The sequence below is a fragment of the Enterocloster sp. 210928-DFI.2.20 genome (genome assembly GCF_020554465.1).
Lineage (GTDB): Bacteria > Bacillota > Clostridia > Lachnospirales > Lachnospiraceae > Enterocloster > Enterocloster bolteae.
In genome coordinates this window covers 34,594-49,717 of sequence record NZ_JAJCHK010000018.1, presented here as the reverse complement: position 1 = coordinate 49,717, position 15,124 = coordinate 34,594, and the positions used below count along the sequence as shown (strand labels likewise).

Annotated in this window: 21 protein-coding genes; all 21 read left to right on the top strand. The window is 51.8% G+C overall.

What is annotated here, in order from left to right; translation table 11 throughout:
- The first annotated feature begins 15 nt into the window (after positions 1-15).
- The gene (locus LI015_RS16590) at positions 16-945 is read left to right on the top strand and encodes a DNA adenine methylase (protein WP_007038643.1); all 930 of its coding nucleotides are present in this window, start codon (positions 16-18) and stop codon (positions 943-945) included.
- Positions 932-1,315 carry a hypothetical protein gene (locus LI015_RS16585; protein ID WP_002565909.1) on the top strand — a complete coding sequence of 128 codons (384 nt, stop codon included), beginning with the start codon at positions 932-934 and terminating at the stop codon, positions 1,313-1,315. The genes LI015_RS16590 and LI015_RS16585 overlap by 14 nt, the downstream gene beginning before the upstream one ends.
- Positions 1,315-1,743, top strand: coding sequence for a hypothetical protein (locus tag LI015_RS16580; RefSeq protein ID WP_002565910.1), 429 nt, complete (start codon positions 1,315-1,317; stop codon positions 1,741-1,743). The genes LI015_RS16585 and LI015_RS16580 overlap by 1 nt, the downstream gene beginning before the upstream one ends.
- Entirely contained in the window at positions 1,736-2,026 is a 291-nt protein-coding gene (locus LI015_RS16575; RefSeq protein WP_002565911.1) for an AbrB/MazE/SpoVT family DNA-binding domain-containing protein, read from the top strand. Before LI015_RS16580 ends, LI015_RS16575 begins: the two co-directional genes overlap by 8 nt.
- A complete protein-coding gene (locus tag LI015_RS16570) occupies positions 2,016-2,591 on the top strand; it encodes a hypothetical protein (protein ID WP_002565912.1) in 576 nt (191 codons plus the stop codon). The genes LI015_RS16575 and LI015_RS16570 overlap by 11 nt, the downstream gene beginning before the upstream one ends.
- Positions 2,592-2,755: 164 nt before the next feature.
- Positions 2,756-3,913 carry a hypothetical protein gene (locus tag LI015_RS16565; RefSeq protein ID WP_227125704.1) on the top strand — a complete coding sequence of 386 codons (1,158 nt, stop codon included), beginning with the start codon at positions 2,756-2,758 and terminating at the stop codon, positions 3,911-3,913.
- A gap of 134 nt (positions 3,914-4,047) precedes the next feature.
- On the top strand, positions 4,048-4,605 hold the full coding sequence (locus tag LI015_RS16560; RefSeq protein ID WP_002565914.1) for a YodL domain-containing protein: 558 nt from the start codon (positions 4,048-4,050) through the stop codon (positions 4,603-4,605).
- Between the two features lie 55 nt (positions 4,606-4,660).
- The gene (locus LI015_RS16555; RefSeq protein WP_002565915.1) at positions 4,661-4,891 is read left to right on the top strand and encodes a DUF6133 family protein; all 231 of its coding nucleotides are present in this window, start codon (positions 4,661-4,663) and stop codon (positions 4,889-4,891) included.
- Positions 4,892-4,932: 41 nt separating this feature from the next.
- Complete coding sequence (locus LI015_RS16550; protein ID WP_002565916.1) at positions 4,933-5,274, top strand: SpoVG family protein; 342 nt, start codon at positions 4,933-4,935, stop codon at positions 5,272-5,274.
- The gene (locus LI015_RS16545; protein ID WP_002571418.1) at positions 5,275-5,670 is read left to right on the top strand and encodes a prepilin peptidase; all 396 of its coding nucleotides are present in this window, start codon (positions 5,275-5,277) and stop codon (positions 5,668-5,670) included.
- Between the two features lie 122 nt (positions 5,671-5,792).
- Positions 5,793-6,170 carry an LPD28 domain-containing protein gene (locus LI015_RS16540; RefSeq protein ID WP_002565918.1) on the top strand — a complete coding sequence of 126 codons (378 nt, stop codon included), beginning with the start codon at positions 5,793-5,795 and terminating at the stop codon, positions 6,168-6,170.
- A gap of 18 nt (positions 6,171-6,188) precedes the next feature.
- Positions 6,189-7,058 (top strand): Flp pilus assembly protein CpaB, encoded by an 870-nt coding sequence (gene cpaB / locus LI015_RS16535; RefSeq protein WP_002571417.1) that lies wholly within the window; start codon positions 6,189-6,191, stop codon positions 7,056-7,058.
- Entirely contained in the window at positions 7,059-7,871 is an 813-nt protein-coding gene (locus LI015_RS16530) for a ParA family protein (protein WP_227125702.1), read from the top strand.
- Complete coding sequence (locus tag LI015_RS16525; protein ID WP_002571415.1) at positions 7,865-9,466, top strand: CpaF/VirB11 family protein; 1,602 nt, start codon at positions 7,865-7,867, stop codon at positions 9,464-9,466. Before LI015_RS16530 ends, LI015_RS16525 begins: the two co-directional genes overlap by 7 nt.
- Positions 9,463-10,392 carry a type II secretion system F family protein gene (locus LI015_RS16520; RefSeq protein WP_148510909.1) on the top strand — a complete coding sequence of 310 codons (930 nt, stop codon included), beginning with the start codon at positions 9,463-9,465 and terminating at the stop codon, positions 10,390-10,392. The genes LI015_RS16525 and LI015_RS16520 overlap by 4 nt, the downstream gene beginning before the upstream one ends.
- Positions 10,393-10,397: 5 nt before the next feature.
- Positions 10,398-11,270, top strand: coding sequence for a hypothetical protein (locus tag LI015_RS16515; protein WP_002571413.1), 873 nt, complete (start codon positions 10,398-10,400; stop codon positions 11,268-11,270).
- 27 nt (positions 11,271-11,297) lie between these two features.
- Positions 11,298-11,666: a hypothetical protein gene (locus LI015_RS16510; RefSeq protein WP_002571412.1), complete on the top strand. Its 369-nt coding sequence runs from the start codon at positions 11,298-11,300 to the stop codon at positions 11,664-11,666.
- On the top strand, positions 11,654-12,058 hold the full coding sequence (locus LI015_RS16505) for a DUF4320 family protein (RefSeq protein ID WP_002571411.1): 405 nt from the start codon (positions 11,654-11,656) through the stop codon (positions 12,056-12,058). The genes LI015_RS16510 and LI015_RS16505 overlap by 13 nt, the downstream gene beginning before the upstream one ends.
- On the top strand, positions 12,055-12,600 hold the full coding sequence (locus tag LI015_RS16500) for a hypothetical protein (RefSeq protein ID WP_002571410.1): 546 nt from the start codon (positions 12,055-12,057) through the stop codon (positions 12,598-12,600). The genes LI015_RS16505 and LI015_RS16500 overlap by 4 nt, the downstream gene beginning before the upstream one ends.
- 105 nt (positions 12,601-12,705) lie before the next feature.
- Complete coding sequence (locus LI015_RS16495) at positions 12,706-13,323, top strand: DUF6550 family protein (protein WP_002565927.1); 618 nt, start codon at positions 12,706-12,708, stop codon at positions 13,321-13,323.
- A complete protein-coding gene (locus LI015_RS16490) occupies positions 13,289-15,076 on the top strand; it encodes a hypothetical protein (RefSeq protein WP_227125699.1) in 1,788 nt (595 codons plus the stop codon). The genes LI015_RS16495 and LI015_RS16490 overlap by 35 nt, the downstream gene beginning before the upstream one ends.
- The last annotated feature ends 48 nt before the right edge of the window (positions 15,077-15,124 follow it).

Here is a 15,124-nt window from a genome sequence, read left to right as displayed (position 1 = left end):
AGTTTTATTTCCTGGGTGGGAGGCAAAAAGGCGCTGCGGAACACGGTGTATGAATTGTCCCCGGCCAGTTTTGAACGCTATATTGAGGTATTCGGAGGCGGAGGCTGGGTGCTGTTCGGGAGACCACCGGATCCGAAGGTGATGGAGGTTTATAATGATTTCAATTCCAACCTGACCAATTTATATGCCTGTGTGAAGAACCACACCATGGAGTTTTTACGCCAGCTGGGATTCCTGCCTTTAAACGGAAGGGATGAATTTCTTGTGCTGCGAAGGTTTTTAGAGGGACAGGAGTTTGCAGGAACTTTCCTTGCACAGGAACTGGAGCTGGCAATGCATAACCTGCCGCCCCTGGAGTTCGAGGAACTGCGTTCCCTCCTTCTGGAACGTGCAGCGCCGGGGGATGTCCAGAGGGCGGCTGCATTTTACAAAGTAATCCGGTACAGCTATGGAAGCGGCTGCACATCCTTTGGCTGCCAGCCCTTTGATGTGAGAAAGACCTTCCATCTGATCTGGCAGGCGGCGGACCGTCTGGCGAATACGGTCATCGAGAATAAAGACTTTGAGGCGCTCATCCGGCAGTATGACCGGGAGAACGCCTTTCTTTATTGCGATCCGCCTTATTTTATGACGGAGGATCATTATGAAGTGGAGTTTCCAAGGCAGGACCATGTGAGGCTTCGGGAAACCCTGGCAGGCTGTCAGGGAAAATGGATGGTCAGCTATAACGATTGTGACTATATCCGGGGATTATACGAGGGCTGCCACATTACGGCGGTCAGTCGGATCAATAACCTGGCCCAGCGCTATGACCGTGGGTGTGAATTCCCGGAGGTGATCATTACCAACTATGATCCCCAGGAGCGGAAGAAATGGGGCCCACAGCAGATGGATCTGTTTTCTGCCGGGCTGTTGGGAGGTGAGACGGAAGATGGAGGGGATTGAGAAACTCTGGTGGGCAAAGCGCCAGCTGGAGGAACAGACAGAAGGAAAACAGCGCCTGATCACCAGGACCGGGGGACATCTCTTTGTGAAGGTGGATGACAGCTGTCTGGCGGCCTGTTATTTTGCCATGGTCAGGAATCAGAAAACCGGACAGTATCATGCGGACGTAAAGGGCTATCTGCGGACGTTCAGCGGATACTGCAATGGAACACGGCTGGAGCAGCTGTCGGAGGAGATAAGCGGGCTGTCGGCGCTTGTGAGGGAACTGGAGGCCGCACAGCTTAGCGTGAGTGAAGAGGAACTTCAGGAATTCATCCGGGAGTTAGAACAGCAGGATGAGACAGTAGAAGGAGCAGAAAGGAAGGCGTGATGAGAAACGTGAAAATCAATGGGAGAGTGGCGGAGGATGGAAGCATCATCCTGCCGCCAGGTGTATTGGAAAGTATGTGCCTGAACCCGGGGAATCTGGTAACGCTGGAGTTTGCCCCAACCAGTCCGGTAAAAGAGGCTAACGGTTATGGGCCACGGTTTCAGGTGGAAACGGGGGGCTGTGAGACGGATATCATTGCCGATGAGGAGGAAGCAGCGTTAGTAGTCCCTCATGATTTGCTGAACGATGCCCATATCCCAATGGATACCGGGCTGGTGGTGCAGACGATTCCGGGGGCGATCTTAATCGGTGATACGGATCCTATGGCGGCGGTCCAGGCGCCGCTTCTGGAGATCCTGTCCCTGTTTGGGATATCTGAGGAGGAAGCGTACAAGGCAATCGAAGAAGGAGGGTACTACGATGAGTAAGCCGGTATATAAGGTGATGGACAGTAAGGGAAGGGTGTTGATTCCGAGGGAACTGCGTCTGGCGGCCGGTATGTGCGGCGGGGATATCCTGGCCCTTCAGCTCCAGGAAGGGAAGGTATCCGTGCGTAAGGTGGAAATTGTGGAGGTGGGGGATCAGTCACCGGAAGCGGTAGAAGCCTATGTCCGAGCCGCCATTAAAACCATGCCGGATGCAGTCAGGTTAAGCCTGATTTCAGACCTGTCCGGGCTGGTCCGGGAGAAGGAGGGGAGCCATGTCGGATAATCGGATTTATACAGACAGGGATTGCGTGGAGACAGGCAGTGGCTGTTCTCTGAAAGGGAAGGTAGTTGTCCTGAAAGAATCTGCCTTGGAGGCTGGCTTTGGCCGGCAGCTTTATTACTGTACGGGCGGGAATGGAGCCAATGGGAATGCCTTGGGAAAGTCTGTGTTTTTGGTGAACTTAAAGAACGGAGAATTTGAACGCTGTACCCGGGATCATGTGCTTGGAGTATTAAAGCCGGAACTTCTGCCGGATGAGGAGAAGCTACAGCTCTCCCAGATCCGTCCGCCCGGGGCCTTGCCGTTGGAGAACCATGAACCCCAGTACAGCGGATACAGTTTCCTGGAGGATGGAAGGTATGCGGCCGGGGTGTGGCTCTGCAATGAAAAGGAAGCCATGGAATATGTGGAAATGCAGAAGCCCTATCAGCACCGGATCATGCTCTGTGACCGGAATGATTTCTGTGTCTGGGAGGTGCGGTGCGGCATGCAGGTCTATCCTCCGCAGGAGAAACTGGATGAGATGCGTGAAGGATTGGTGGAAAATCCTGGCCCCATGCAATTATAGGGGGATGTATGCATTGGTGGTTGAGAGACAGGTCCTCCATTTTGTCGTGTTTGCTGTATGTTCTGCCCCGATGTTTGTTGGTTTCTATGAATCGCTTTCCAGCGTGCAGTGTGGTATGGTGTTGAACTGACACAGTAGATAAAAAAGGAAAGTGAGGGTAGCGGATGTCTAAATACGTGGACAAAATGAACCTTCCCCAGTACCGGTTTTACAACCACATGGTGGGGGATGGGGAGGAGCGAAAAGAACTGATCAGCGACCTGTTGACGGCGGAAATGATACTGGAGAGGGGAAGCAAGAAGGAGCGCAGCCAGGCGTTAATAACGCTGGCAACCAAGAAAAAACGTCTGGCAGATTTCATTTACAGTCAGGAAGAGGACCGGAAACGCTGCCTGAAGGATCTGACAGGGCGGGACATGAAGCAGTTTCGGAAACGTCTGGACCATTATCTGGATATTCTGCTCATGATTCCATTCTTTCAAGGACAGTCCGAGAAGAAACGGCGGTATGTGGATGAAAAGTCCATCTCATCCATTCCTCCAGAGCAGAGAAGCCGCCGCTTTCTATACGATAGGGAGAAGGGAAAATATTATACCGAATATGACTGTGTTCCCAAGCTGCTGCTGATCAATGAGCGGCTCTATGAAGAGTACGGTTGCTATGAGATGACTGAAACGGACCAGGAGAACCTGGACCGACTGGTGGCAGATGATGTGCATTACATTATCAACATTCAGGGAAGCAGTGGCGTAGATTGTGCCTATCTGGTAGAGAAGGATGAGGACCTATGCATTAAGCTCCTGGACCGGTTGAAGGGAAGCGGGAAAATTCCCATTGAAAACCTGGTCGGAAAGACGGACGGTGTGACAGCGGTGTTCTTAAGTCTCCTGGACTATTTGCAGGAGATGGAACTGGCGGAACAGAGACGGCGCAAGTATCTGGAAGAACATCCGAGAAAGTCAGAGTATGCAGGAAAGGCGATTCAAAGTCAGCGGTTTGTAGATAAAAACAGTATCAAGGTGTTTGATATGAAGCAGGAAGGAGCAGCCCCGGATTCCATCGGAGCTGTCTATTTTTTTAGCAAGAAGAATAGCGGAAGAGGCGGATTTAGGAGGACGGGGTATGAAATGCTGCCTCACACCAGGAGAGGACATTACCGGAAATACAAGAACGAGAAAACCGTCTATGTGAAAGCAGCTATCATCCACAAGGAGAAATATGAAGGGATCCAGTCAGCTCATCGGATGAACCAGTCAGGAGGGAAAAACAGGCTGGAACAGGAGGCGGGGGAAGCCGCCTTTTTACAGGGCATGAGTTTGTAACTGGTATGAGGAGGAATTTGAGATGTGGCACGGATTTTGGGCCAGGGACGCTCCAAAGGGGAGTAATAACGTTTGGGAAAGACGCTGCTGGCTGTAAAGAAGTGGATGAAACAACAAGAAGGGAGTGAACGCCCATGCGTGGGATTCGGGTGGAAAACGGGAGAATTGTATACTTTGGAAACCCGGCCGGATATATTGCCGGGAGCCAGGCGGTGGTGGACCCGATCTTTAAGGGAAAGGAACTGGAAGCCTATCTGGAACGGCAGGGCGGGATTGAAGCCGTGGTATGGAAGGGCGGCGTATACGACCGGCTGATGAATGGACAGGCGGAGACTCAGGGCTGTGAACCCTTGAAGAACTGCCGGATTTGGCAGTTAAAGCCCGATGTCAATATCCATATGAAATTCATTGGTTATGATACGCTGGTCACGAGATTCGGGGAACCGGACCCACAGAATTACCACATGGTTTATGACGGGGAAATAGAGACCAATGAATTGGAACGGATCTATGATAAATTCGATGGCGGGCAGGAGGTTCCGGGTTATACGGGGCACTCCCTCTCGATGTCAGATGTGATTGAGCTATATGATGAGGAAGCCAGTGAATTCTATTACGTGGATTATAGGGATTTTAAACCAGTTGTATTTGGGGGACCGGAACCGGTCCAATCCCAGGTGCTTCAGTTGTAGCAATGGAAATCAGGCAGCGAATGGCTGCCTTTTATCATGTGAGGAGGAGTAATTCATGAGAGAGAAAATGGAACATGTGAAACATGCAGCGGAGCAGAAAATGTGGAAGGTACGGGCAGTTCTTGTAGACCGTTCTGGTGAAAATTTCATCGATAGTGCTATCAAGATCTTGATGGCTGTGGTGATCGGCGCTTTGCTGCTGGCGGGTCTATACGCATTATTCTCTGAAAATGTGTTACCCACGTTGTCCCGCCGCATTACCGAGATGTTCAACTATGCAGGCTGACAGAAAACGCAGAAAGAAAAAGAAAGAAGGAGGAACTTTATATGCCTACTGTAGACGTAAGAATTACATCCATGTACCCGCCCGGCGAGGTGGGAAGTATCCGGGGGTATGCATCCGCCACCATCGACAGCTGTCTTGCAATCCGGGGAATCAAAGTAGTGGAGGGAGGAGAGCGTGGGCTCTTTGTTTCCATGCCCAGCCGGAAGACAACGGAAGGATATAAGGAAGTGTGTTTTCCGGTAACGGCGGAGTTTCGGGAGCAGCTTCACAATGTAGTGTTATCGTCCTACCAGCAGGCGCTGGAGCAGTCTGTGGCTCAGCAGACCGCGCCTCAGCCGGAAGCGCCGGAACAGGCGGGGGAAGAACCCGGCCTGCAGATGTAGGTGCAGGGAGTCCTGTTTTTCTTTCTGCTGCTGGCCTCCTCCTTTGTGGATCTAAAGCGGCGGGAGATTCCGGACTGGGTGAGCGGCAGTATCGCCGCCCTCACCCTCCTGCATTTCCGGCCGGAATATCTGCTGGGGCTTATCCCGGCGTTGTTTTTTCTGGCAGCGGCAGTAAGAGGAGGATTTGGCGGTGGAGATGTGAAGCTGGCGGCAGCCTGCGGCCTTGTGCTGGGGCTGCCGGCTGCCTTGATGGGAACCATACTGGGACTGTTGCTCCAGCTTCTGTTTCATTTGGGCGCGTTGTGTGTGCTGCCACTTTTTAAAAGGCAGGTGTGGTCTGCATATCCAATGGCTCCGTTCCTGGCCATTGGATACGCTGTCGCTTATTATGTTTAGAAGGAGTAAGGAAATGAAGAAAAAGATTCTTAGTTTGTTAGTGCTGATTGGCTGTGTGAGTGTTTTCTGTCTTCGGTTCAGGAAAAAGGCAGGCTATCTGCAGTGCGGTAAGGGGAATTAATATGGCAGTTGAGAGAGCAAATGCATTTACCATGTATTATGAACCGTTTGAGCTGGAGGGAAAGCGGCTATACGGAACCGGATACACCGTGGATCATGATACGGTCCCGGCAGGTTTATATTGCTACGATGTATGGAATGACGGGATAGAAGATAGTGAGGAACATATCTTCATCAGCCGGAATCCTTTGTCAGAAAATATAAGCGGTGCTGTCATTTCAGACGAATCGATTGACTTTCATGGTGAAAATCAGATGTCGATGAAAGGAATTCAGTTTTTGGATGATGAGCCGTTGGTTTCTTTAGAGCGGCTTCTGGAGCAGAAGGCAGATGGTCCTGTAGCAGCCGAGACAGCTGAATTTTGTATGGTCCAAGGATAGAGTAGAAGGGAGACGGATATGAACTTTTTTAAGAACAGAACAGTGATTGGTTTGCTGTGCATTGTACTGTCCCTGGTAATCTGCTTTGCAATCACGCCGATGTTTAACCGGACGATCAGTGAGAAAACAGAGATTGTCCGGGTTACCAAAAACATCCGGATTGGGGATGAGATCACAAAGGATATGGTGAAACCGGTGGAGGTGGGCGCTTACAACCTGCCGGAGTCTGTTGTGAGAAACATAGATGAAGTGATTGGTAAGTATGCATCGGCGGATATGGCGCCGGGTGACTATATCATCCGTTCCAAGGTGGCGGAGGAACCGGCTGCGGAGAATGCCTATCTTTATAACCTGAATGGGGAAAAACAGGCCATTTCCGTCAGCGTGAAAGCCTTTGCCAATGGGTTATCCGGAAAATTGGTCAGCGGTGACATTGTTTCTGTGATTGCACCGGATTATAGGAAACAGGGTTCTACGGTGATACCGCCGGAACTCCAGTATGTGGAGGTCATTGCAGTAACGGCAAACAGCGGATATGACGCCAATACCGGGGAACGGGGCGATGAGGAGACGGAGAAAGAACTGCCGGGAACCGTGACACTTCTGGTTACGCCGGATCAGGGAAGGGTCCTTGCAGAACTGGAGGCGGACGGGAAGCTGCATTTATCCCTGGTGTACCGGGGAACAAAGGAAAATGCCCGGAAGTTTGTGGAAGCCCAGGAAATCATGCTGGAAGAACTATATCCGCCAGAGGGTGAGGGAACGGAAGAGAATACGGAGAAGGAAAGCGGAACCGAAGAAACAGAAACAGTAGAAGAAGCCGGTGAAGAAACAGTACAAGGAGAGGAGACGGAGGCAACTGCAGGAAGCGAGAGCGGGGTGGAATAAATGCTGAATTTCAAAAAAGGAAGTATTTTCGACCGCTCGGAAAAGGCGCAGGAGGATTTCATGGATGAGCCGGGGAATCAGGTTTTGGCGGTCTGGGGGAGTCCGGGCAGCGGTAAATCTACGGTGGCTGTGAAGCTGGCAAAGTACCTGGCCGGGAAGAAGCGAAACGTCATTCTCCTGACCTGCGATATGACTGCCCCCATGCTGCCCTGTATCTGCCCGCCGGCGGACCTGGAAGGTGAACATTCCCTGGGAAGTGTGCTGGCAGCCGCCCAGGTGACACAATCCTTGGTTCGCCATAATCTGATTACCCATAAAAAGTATGACTATCTGACCCTGATGGGGATGTTGCGGGGAGAGAATGAATATACCTATCCCCCATACAACGCGAAACAGGCAACGGAGCTGATCACGTGTCTTCGGGAAATGACCCCTTATGTGATTATCGACTGTGGAAGCTACATTGCCAATGATATCCTGTCAGCCATTGCACTGATGGAATCCGATGCAGTCCTTCGATTGGTAAACTGCGATCTGAAGAGCATTAGCTATCTTTCCAGCCAGCTGCCCCTGCTGCGGGATAACAAATGGGATGCGGATAAACAGTACAAGATAGCCAGCAACATCAAGCCCAATGAGGCCAGCGAACATGTGGAGCAGGTGCTTGGAAGCGTGACGTTTAAGCTGCCTTACTCTGCAGAACTGGCGGCGCAGAGTCTGGCCGGTGACCTCTTGGCGGATTTGTCTTTGCGGGAGAGCAGAGGGTTTCGTAAGGCGATTGAAGCAATCAGCAGGGAGGTGTTTGGATGTTAGGGGAAAAGCGCTCCGGGGATATATTTGGGCCGGGACCGAAGCGGGAGACTGGCGGACAGGAGGCAATGGCAGGAGAGGCTGTTAATTCCCCAAAAGTGGAACCGCAGAATGAGCACGAATTAAGGCAGAAAAAAGAACAGGTCGTAATACCCGAAAGGCAGCCAGATTCGGATGGGATGAGTTTAGTAGAAATCGACAGGGCTGAAGAAGAGGCCGGAGAACGGCTGCTCTTTCAGGAATCGCAGGTTCCCCGCGCCCACAATCTGTTCTTTTCCCCACAGGGAGAAGGCCGGGAGTTTACGGATGTTTTAAAAGAAGTGCAGGAGTACATTTCCAGCAAATATTCCACGCTGATCATTGACCAGGAAAGTGGGGATGTGAAGGATCAGATTAAGCGTTATATCACCAAGTATGTGCAAGACTACCGGATTGCAGTTAAGGGGATGGACCGCCAGGAACTGGTGGATACCATTTATACTGAGATGGCGGAGTTCTCCTTCCTCACAAAGTACGTGTTTGGGACAGGGATTGAGGAGATCGACATCAACAGCTGGCGGGATATCGAAGTCCAGTATTCCGGGGGCGTCACGAAGAAACTGACCGAACGATTTGAGAGTCCTCAGCACGCAATCAATGTAATCCGCCGTATGCTTCACACGTCCGGTATGGTTCTGGACAATGCCAGCCCGGCTGTGCTTGGGCATCTGTCCAAGAACATCCGAATTGCAGCCATGAAAACGCCGTTGGTGGATGAGGACGTAGGGATTGCAGCCTCGATTCGTATTGTGAATCCACAATCCATGAAGCAGGAGGATTTTATAAACGGGGGAACGGCCACCCAGCCGATGATGGACTTTTTGACCGAGTGTCTGCGGTATGGGATCTCCATCTGTGTGGCAGGGGCGACAAGCTCAGGAAAGACAACACTGCTTGGATGGCTTTTGACAACCATACCGGATAACAAGCGAATTTACACCATTGAGAGTGGTTCCAGGGAGCTGGCGCTGGTGCGCGAGAAGGAAGGTGCGGTAACGAATTCTGTCATCCATACCCTGACACGGGACAGTGAGAATGAGCGCCAGAGAGTGGATCAGATTGCCTTACTGGACATGGCGCTGCGGTTTAACCCGGATATCATTGTGGTGGGGGAAATGCGCGGGCCGGAGGCCAATGCGGCTCAGGAGGCGGCCAGGACCGGAGTGGCGGTGGTAACCACCATCCATTCCAACAGTTGTGAAGCCACATACCGGCGTATGGTGTCCCTGTGCAAACGGGCGGTGGACATGAGCGATGAGACTCTCCTATCCTATGTGACAGAGGCCTATCCAATCGTGGCATTCTGTAAGCAGCTGGAAAACCGGGAACGGCGTCTGATGGAAATCCAGGAGTGCGAAATCCGACCAGATGGAGCCAGAAGCTACCGGCCGCTGTTCCAGTACAAGATCACGGAAAACCGGGTGGAAGACGGGAAATTCATCATTGAAGGTTACCATGAGCAGGTGCATGCCATATCGGACGGGCTGGCAAAACGGCTGTTGGAGAACGGGATGCCGGGTGAGACGCTGAAGAAGTTGAGGGGAGGTGTGAATGTATGACATTGATGCAGCTTTTAGCCTGTGCCGGTATGATAACCGGTGCTTTTTTAATTCTGGGATTAAAACCGATGGAATTTACAGACGGTCTGTTTGGCTTTTTGATGCAAAAGCCCAGAACGTTAAAGGAGGAAATCAACGAGGCCACCAGCCGGAAGAAACCGAGGGTGTTTCGCAGGGAAATCCGTACAGCCCAGGAAATCCTGGCCATGACGGGCCGGGAAAGCCATTTTTCCATGATCTGCGCAGCCAGCCTGTCCTTGTTCTGTGTTGGCGGCTCCCTGGCAATCCTGATGGGGAACTATTTTCTGGCCCCGGTTTTGGCGGTGGGCTTCCTGTTCTTCCCTTTCTGGTATGTGCGCCTGACGGCCGGCCATTACAAGAAGAACGTGGCGGCGGAGCTGGAGACAGCCCTGTCCATCATTACCACAGCGTATTTGAGGAATGAGGATATCCTGACCGCGGTGGAGGAAAACCTGCACTACTTAAATCCGCCGGTCCGCAACGTGTTCCAGGAATTTTCGACCCAGGTGCGGATGGTGAATCCTGATGTGGAAGCCGGGCTGCAGGCACTGAGAGGGCGGATTGAGAACGATGTGTTCGAGGAGTGGTGTAATGCACTGTGCGACTGTCAGTATGACCGCAGCTTAAAGACCACGCTGACGCCGATTGTAAGTAAGCTGTCGGATATGCGGATTGTAAATGCGGAACTGGAGCTGTTGGTGACGGAACCCAGGAAGGAATTTATTACCATGATGATCCTTGTCATTGGAAATATCCCATTGATGTATTTCTTAAACCGCAGCTGGTACGAGACGCTGATGTTTTCCTATATGGGGCAGCTCATTCTGGCAGGAACAGCGGCTCTTATCTTTGTCAGCACGGCATGTGTGATCCGGCTGACTAAACCGCTGGAATACAGGAGGTGACGGGAATGATTGGATTACTGGTCTGTTTTGGCGGACTGCTGGCGGCCGGATTATTTTTCCTGGCAGCGGATTTGCTGCGGTTGCCGTATTTAAAGACATCAAAGGCGATGATTAACACAGGGAGAGAGAACCGAAAGGCAGCAAAGAGCCTGGAAACGTACCTTCTTTCCCTGGCGGTGAAGCTGGCACCTTATATCCATATGGATGAGTACAAAAGGGGGCGGCAGAAGAATATCCTGAAGGCCAGTGGGCTGAATATGGAGCCGGAGGTGTATCAGGCCTATGTTATTTCCAAGGCGGGGCTTGTGTTGCTGGGGGTCATTCCCTGCTTGCTGGTATTCCCGCTGCTGGCCGTGATTGTCGTGGTTTTGGCGGTGATGGTGTATTTCAAGGAACAGGAGCGGGCGGATGAGCTGCTGGCGAAGAAGAGGGGAGAGTTGGAAGGCGAGCTACCCCGGTTTGTGTCAACCATTGAGCAGGAACTGAAGAACAGCCGGGATGTGTTGTCCATTGTGGAGAACTATAAAAAGAACGCCGGGAAAGAGTTTGCCAATGAATTGGAAATCCTGGCAGCGGATATGCGCTCCTCCAGCTATGAGGCAGCGCTCACCCGGTTTGAAGCCAGAATTAACTCTCCCATGCTCTCCGATGTGGTGAGGGGGCTGATTGGCGTGCTTCGCGGTGATGACGGGGCCATGTATTTTCAGATGCTGTCCCATGATTTCAAACAGATGGAGTTGCAGCATCTAAAAAAAGAAGCCCAGAAGATCCCGCCCAAGATCCGGGTGTTTAGCTTCCTCATGCTGGTGTGTTTTATTGTCACTTACCTGGCGATTATCGTATTTGAGATTCTAAAGTCCATGGGAAGTATGTTTTAGAAAAGAAAAAGATGGAGGCGCGAGGACATGAGCAGTGTGGAGAATGAGACAGGAGCGAAAGAAAAAGAAGTTAAATACGGGAGTGGACAAAAATTATCGGGGACAGTGCGGGAGTTTTTGGAGAGACATCCCAAAGAACCGGTGTTTATGATGACGCCCGGCGGATATGTGTATCTGGTCCCGGAGCAGGTTGGGAATCTTTTGGCGGGTGAAGCCGTCTCTGGAAGCCCGTACAGTTGGAGGGAATGTGTCCAGATCAAGGCGGAGGAGCTTCTACAGCAGAAGGTGGAGTCAATGAATCATGCAGATGGCACTTGGTATGTGTTGACGCGGTTAAATGAGCCGGAAGTGATTCCTGCCAGAACCAGTGAGGAGGGAATGGTGTGTCACGTTTAAGGAAGATTCTTGCCGGACGAAGAGGGGAAGGATACATCGATGTGGCGATTTTAATCCTGTGTGTGATGCTGGTACTGGCTCTGTCCGTAAAGATTCTGCCTGTGTTTATCGCAAAACAGCAGCTGGATACCTTTGCGACAGAGCTTTGCCGGGAGGCGGAGATTACTGGCCGGATCGGGAGTGAGACGAACCGAAGGGCGGCTGTCCTCAGAGAAAAGACAGGACTTGATCCCGAAATCCATTGGTCAGCCAGCGGTCGGATTCAACTCAATGAGGAAGTAACGGTGCAGCTGACCTACCGCTATAATCTGGGATTGTTTGGAGGATTTGGTTCCTTCCCCATCACCCTCCGTGCTGCGGCAACCGGAAAGTCTGAGGTGTATTGGAAATGAAAAAATGGCTGGCATGTTTAAAAGATCAACGCGGGACTGCGTTCCCTTTGGTAATCGCTGTGACGCTGGCCTGCCTTTTGATTCTGTGCGGAATCATGGAATTTTTCCGTCTGAGCCTGATTGCCTCCGGGGTGAAGGAAGCCCTGCAGGATGCAGTGGTTGTGGTGGTAAATGACAACTACGCCAATGTCTACCACGGAGTACGGGAAGGATACTCGGGTGGATATTATACGGAAGGATACGGCTTTGAGGAAGCGGTGGATACCGGAGATATTTATTACCACCTGGATGAAACGCTGGGAACACGGCGGGAGGGAGGAAACCGGGTGAAATATACAGGAGGCGTTCTGGAGTATAAAATCACCGGGCTGGACGTTGAAATACGCAATGCGCCTCTGGCACCCTCCGACCCTGCAAATGCCCAGCGGTTTGAAGCAGATGCCGTGGTCTGGCTGGAGGTTCCGGTACGGTTTGCAGGGAAGACATTTCCTTCGATGAAGATGAAACTTAAAGTTCAGGCCGGTTATATTGAAGTATTCTGAAAAATAGGGGAGAAAGAGGGGGAAATGAGAAAAGTCGCTGGACTTTTAGGGAGGGTTACGGTATGTTATGTCGTACAAAGATAAAAGCATGAGGAGGCGTAATCAATGAAACTGAATGAGCGGATGAAGCGGCGGCTGGCTGTCCTTGGTTGCGTGGTCGTGGGAGCTGTATTGATTGCAGCAATCGGCAGCCAATTCAGAGGAGAGGCACAGGGAAGCAATCATGCGGAGGCGCGGACAGAACAGACGGAAGAAGTGACAGTAGCGGAAATACCGACTGAGACAACAGAAGCAGCAACAACAGAGGAAGAAACAGAGCCAACCAAACCGGATATCGTGGTGAGAACCGAACCGGCAACGGAACCTTCCAGGACAGGGACAACGGAGCCAACAGAGGCTCTGCCGGCACAGACGGACCGGACGGAACAGGCCGTGCAGCCGGCTCCAGAAAAACCGACTGCTCCCCCAGAAGAGGTGTTGAAGAATCCTACACAAAAGCCGGATGGAGAGACAGTGGAAGGAACGCCGGAGGCCATACCCCATGAGGAGGTAGTACAGCCCAGCGAGGCGCCCACGCAAGCAGGGGAGCCGCAGTATGGAGACACACAAAACGGAAAGATTTATGTGCCGGGATTTGGCTGGATTGATGAGATTGGGGAAGGGCAGGGAACGGTAGCTGAGGATATGTATGAAAATGGAAATAAGATTGGCATTATGGATTAAAAGGATTGTGACGAGACACCGCTTCGGCGGTGTTTTTTCTTTGAGGATGTGCAGGGATAGGGCAAAGATACTGGCTGTGCTGGCAATGGCCTTGATGCTTATGTCTCCTCTCACTGCATACGCAGTCGGGGAAGGGAATCTGGATGGAGGCGGCGGGTCCATGGGACAGGGAACCTCACAGAACAAGTGGACGCCCGGCATGGAGGGCGTGAGGGTGACGGTCATCCTGGCGGATACCAGGACCCCGGTAACACAGCCCATTGACTTTACCAATAAAAGGCCGACCAATATCCAGCTGCATTTTGGGAAGGTTAGCAAGCTGTCCTATAACAAAGGGACTGCGCTGAGTGCAAGCGGTGAGGCTTATACGTTCATAAATCCGGGACAGTCCCTGCCGCGGATCATCAGCTCCCAGAGTCTTGGCGCGGCCAGTATTGAGGCAATAAAAAGCTATTTTACTGACGAGCAGGTCATCCGCAGCATTGCGAACCTGACAGGAATGGACTTTGAAGTGCTGACAAACGGCAAGTATAAGCTGATGCTGGAACCGATTGCTTATGTTGTGTTTCAGGGGGTGAACGTGGCAATGACTGCCACGGAAGCTGCCCTGTATGATCAGACGATAAACGGCGCTATGCGGGCAATGCTTCCTACGGTTGCATTTCAAAATCTGCCGCTATCCATGTTTTTGGAGACTGCAGATTTAGGATATCCTGCCTGGAGCGGACCAAAGTCTGGTGTGCGTTCCAACCAGGAAATCATCACGTCCCTTGGTCTGGGAATTGTGCGTTTTAATGAGATAACCACGCCGCCAGCCGTGGATGCTTTTGACTATGAGTACCGGGTGAATACGGAAGTTATCACCGCTGTGACTGTAAGGGGAGGCCAGTCGGATCCGGACCACCCGGTCTCAGTAACCTTTCGGGTGGCCGGAAAGACGATGCGCGTGGATCACGTATATTATCCGGAGGGGGACAGTCAGATTGCCTGGATTCGCTGGACCACACCTTCCACACCGCAGACCATGACCATACATGTCACGGTTTCCGGCGGGGGAAGGACCGACAAAAATACGATTACAGCTAATATCGTAGACTTGAGTAAGAATCCTCCTCCAGATCCCAATGCGGATGATCGGAATGACGGTTTTACCATCCCGACAGTTCCAGGCAGGGAACAGGTGACGAGAGCCGATTGGGGGGTGTGGAGGCCATGGTGGTATTCCTACTGGGTCTGGCACAGTGGAGATGATGATGACGATGGATATTGGTGCGATCACGGCTGGTGGGAATTTGATTATGACCGTTACCATGCCAGACTAACTGCTGAGATGGAAATCCATCCGGATGAGAAATCCCCGACCGCTTCCGGAAATACACTGAAGTCCGGATATGGCATCCAGGAAATCGTGACAGCAGGGGTGAGCACCAATCAAAGCCATGCGGTGACAGAAGCCCAGAACGCCATCACCTACTTTCCAGAATTTGATTATCAGAGCTACTGGCGTGTACTGGAACGGATGGGGCGGGGATATCAGACCCGGTTTGAGTTTGAGGAGAACCCATTCAGCACCTATGAACGAAGGACACATTTTTTGCCAATCTGGTATCCCGATGGCAGCTATACGCCCTATACATGGCTGATTGACTGCTGGACGCCGGCCGGGATGTTGTCCATGAATCTGACAGATTCGGTCCGGGTGCAAGGGAATCTTTGGCAGGATTGGCATATTTCGCCTCAGAAACCGAGGTAGGGTAACGGTTGTTTTAGAACAGAAAAAAGGTAAATAAAGTGAGGGCCG

Coding starts and splice junctions, on each gene's coding strand:
- LI015_RS16550 (WP_002565916.1), top strand. CDS start 4,933: ATGCCTACTGTAGACGTAAGAATTACATCCATGTACCCGCCCGGCGAG.
- LI015_RS16515 (WP_002571413.1), top strand. CDS start 10,398: ATGATTGGATTACTGGTCTGTTTTGGCGGACTGCTGGCGGCCGGATTA.
- cpaB (WP_002571417.1), top strand. CDS start 6,189: ATGAACTTTTTTAAGAACAGAACAGTGATTGGTTTGCTGTGCATTGTA.
- LI015_RS16585 (WP_002565909.1), top strand. CDS start 932: ATGGAGGGGATTGAGAAACTCTGGTGGGCAAAGCGCCAGCTGGAGGAA.
- LI015_RS16525 (WP_002571415.1), top strand. CDS start 7,865: ATGTTAGGGGAAAAGCGCTCCGGGGATATATTTGGGCCGGGACCGAAG.
- LI015_RS16500 (WP_002571410.1), top strand. CDS start 12,055: ATGAAAAAATGGCTGGCATGTTTAAAAGATCAACGCGGGACTGCGTTC.
- LI015_RS16495 (WP_002565927.1), top strand. CDS start 12,706: ATGAAACTGAATGAGCGGATGAAGCGGCGGCTGGCTGTCCTTGGTTGC.
- LI015_RS16490 (WP_227125699.1), top strand. CDS start 13,289: ATGAAAATGGAAATAAGATTGGCATTATGGATTAAAAGGATTGTGACG.
- LI015_RS16540 (WP_002565918.1), top strand. CDS start 5,793: ATGGCAGTTGAGAGAGCAAATGCATTTACCATGTATTATGAACCGTTT.
- LI015_RS16580 (WP_002565910.1), top strand. CDS start 1,315: ATGAGAAACGTGAAAATCAATGGGAGAGTGGCGGAGGATGGAAGCATC.
- LI015_RS16520 (WP_148510909.1), top strand. CDS start 9,463: ATGACATTGATGCAGCTTTTAGCCTGTGCCGGTATGATAACCGGTGCT.
- LI015_RS16560 (WP_002565914.1), top strand. CDS start 4,048: ATGCGTGGGATTCGGGTGGAAAACGGGAGAATTGTATACTTTGGAAAC.
- LI015_RS16530 (WP_227125702.1), top strand. CDS start 7,059: ATGCTGAATTTCAAAAAAGGAAGTATTTTCGACCGCTCGGAAAAGGCG.
- LI015_RS16565 (WP_227125704.1), top strand. CDS start 2,756: ATGTCTAAATACGTGGACAAAATGAACCTTCCCCAGTACCGGTTTTAC.
- LI015_RS16510 (WP_002571412.1), top strand. CDS start 11,298: ATGAGCAGTGTGGAGAATGAGACAGGAGCGAAAGAAAAAGAAGTTAAA.
- LI015_RS16555 (WP_002565915.1), top strand. CDS start 4,661: ATGAGAGAGAAAATGGAACATGTGAAACATGCAGCGGAGCAGAAAATG.
- LI015_RS16570 (WP_002565912.1), top strand. CDS start 2,016: ATGTCGGATAATCGGATTTATACAGACAGGGATTGCGTGGAGACAGGC.
- LI015_RS16575 (WP_002565911.1), top strand. CDS start 1,736: ATGAGTAAGCCGGTATATAAGGTGATGGACAGTAAGGGAAGGGTGTTG.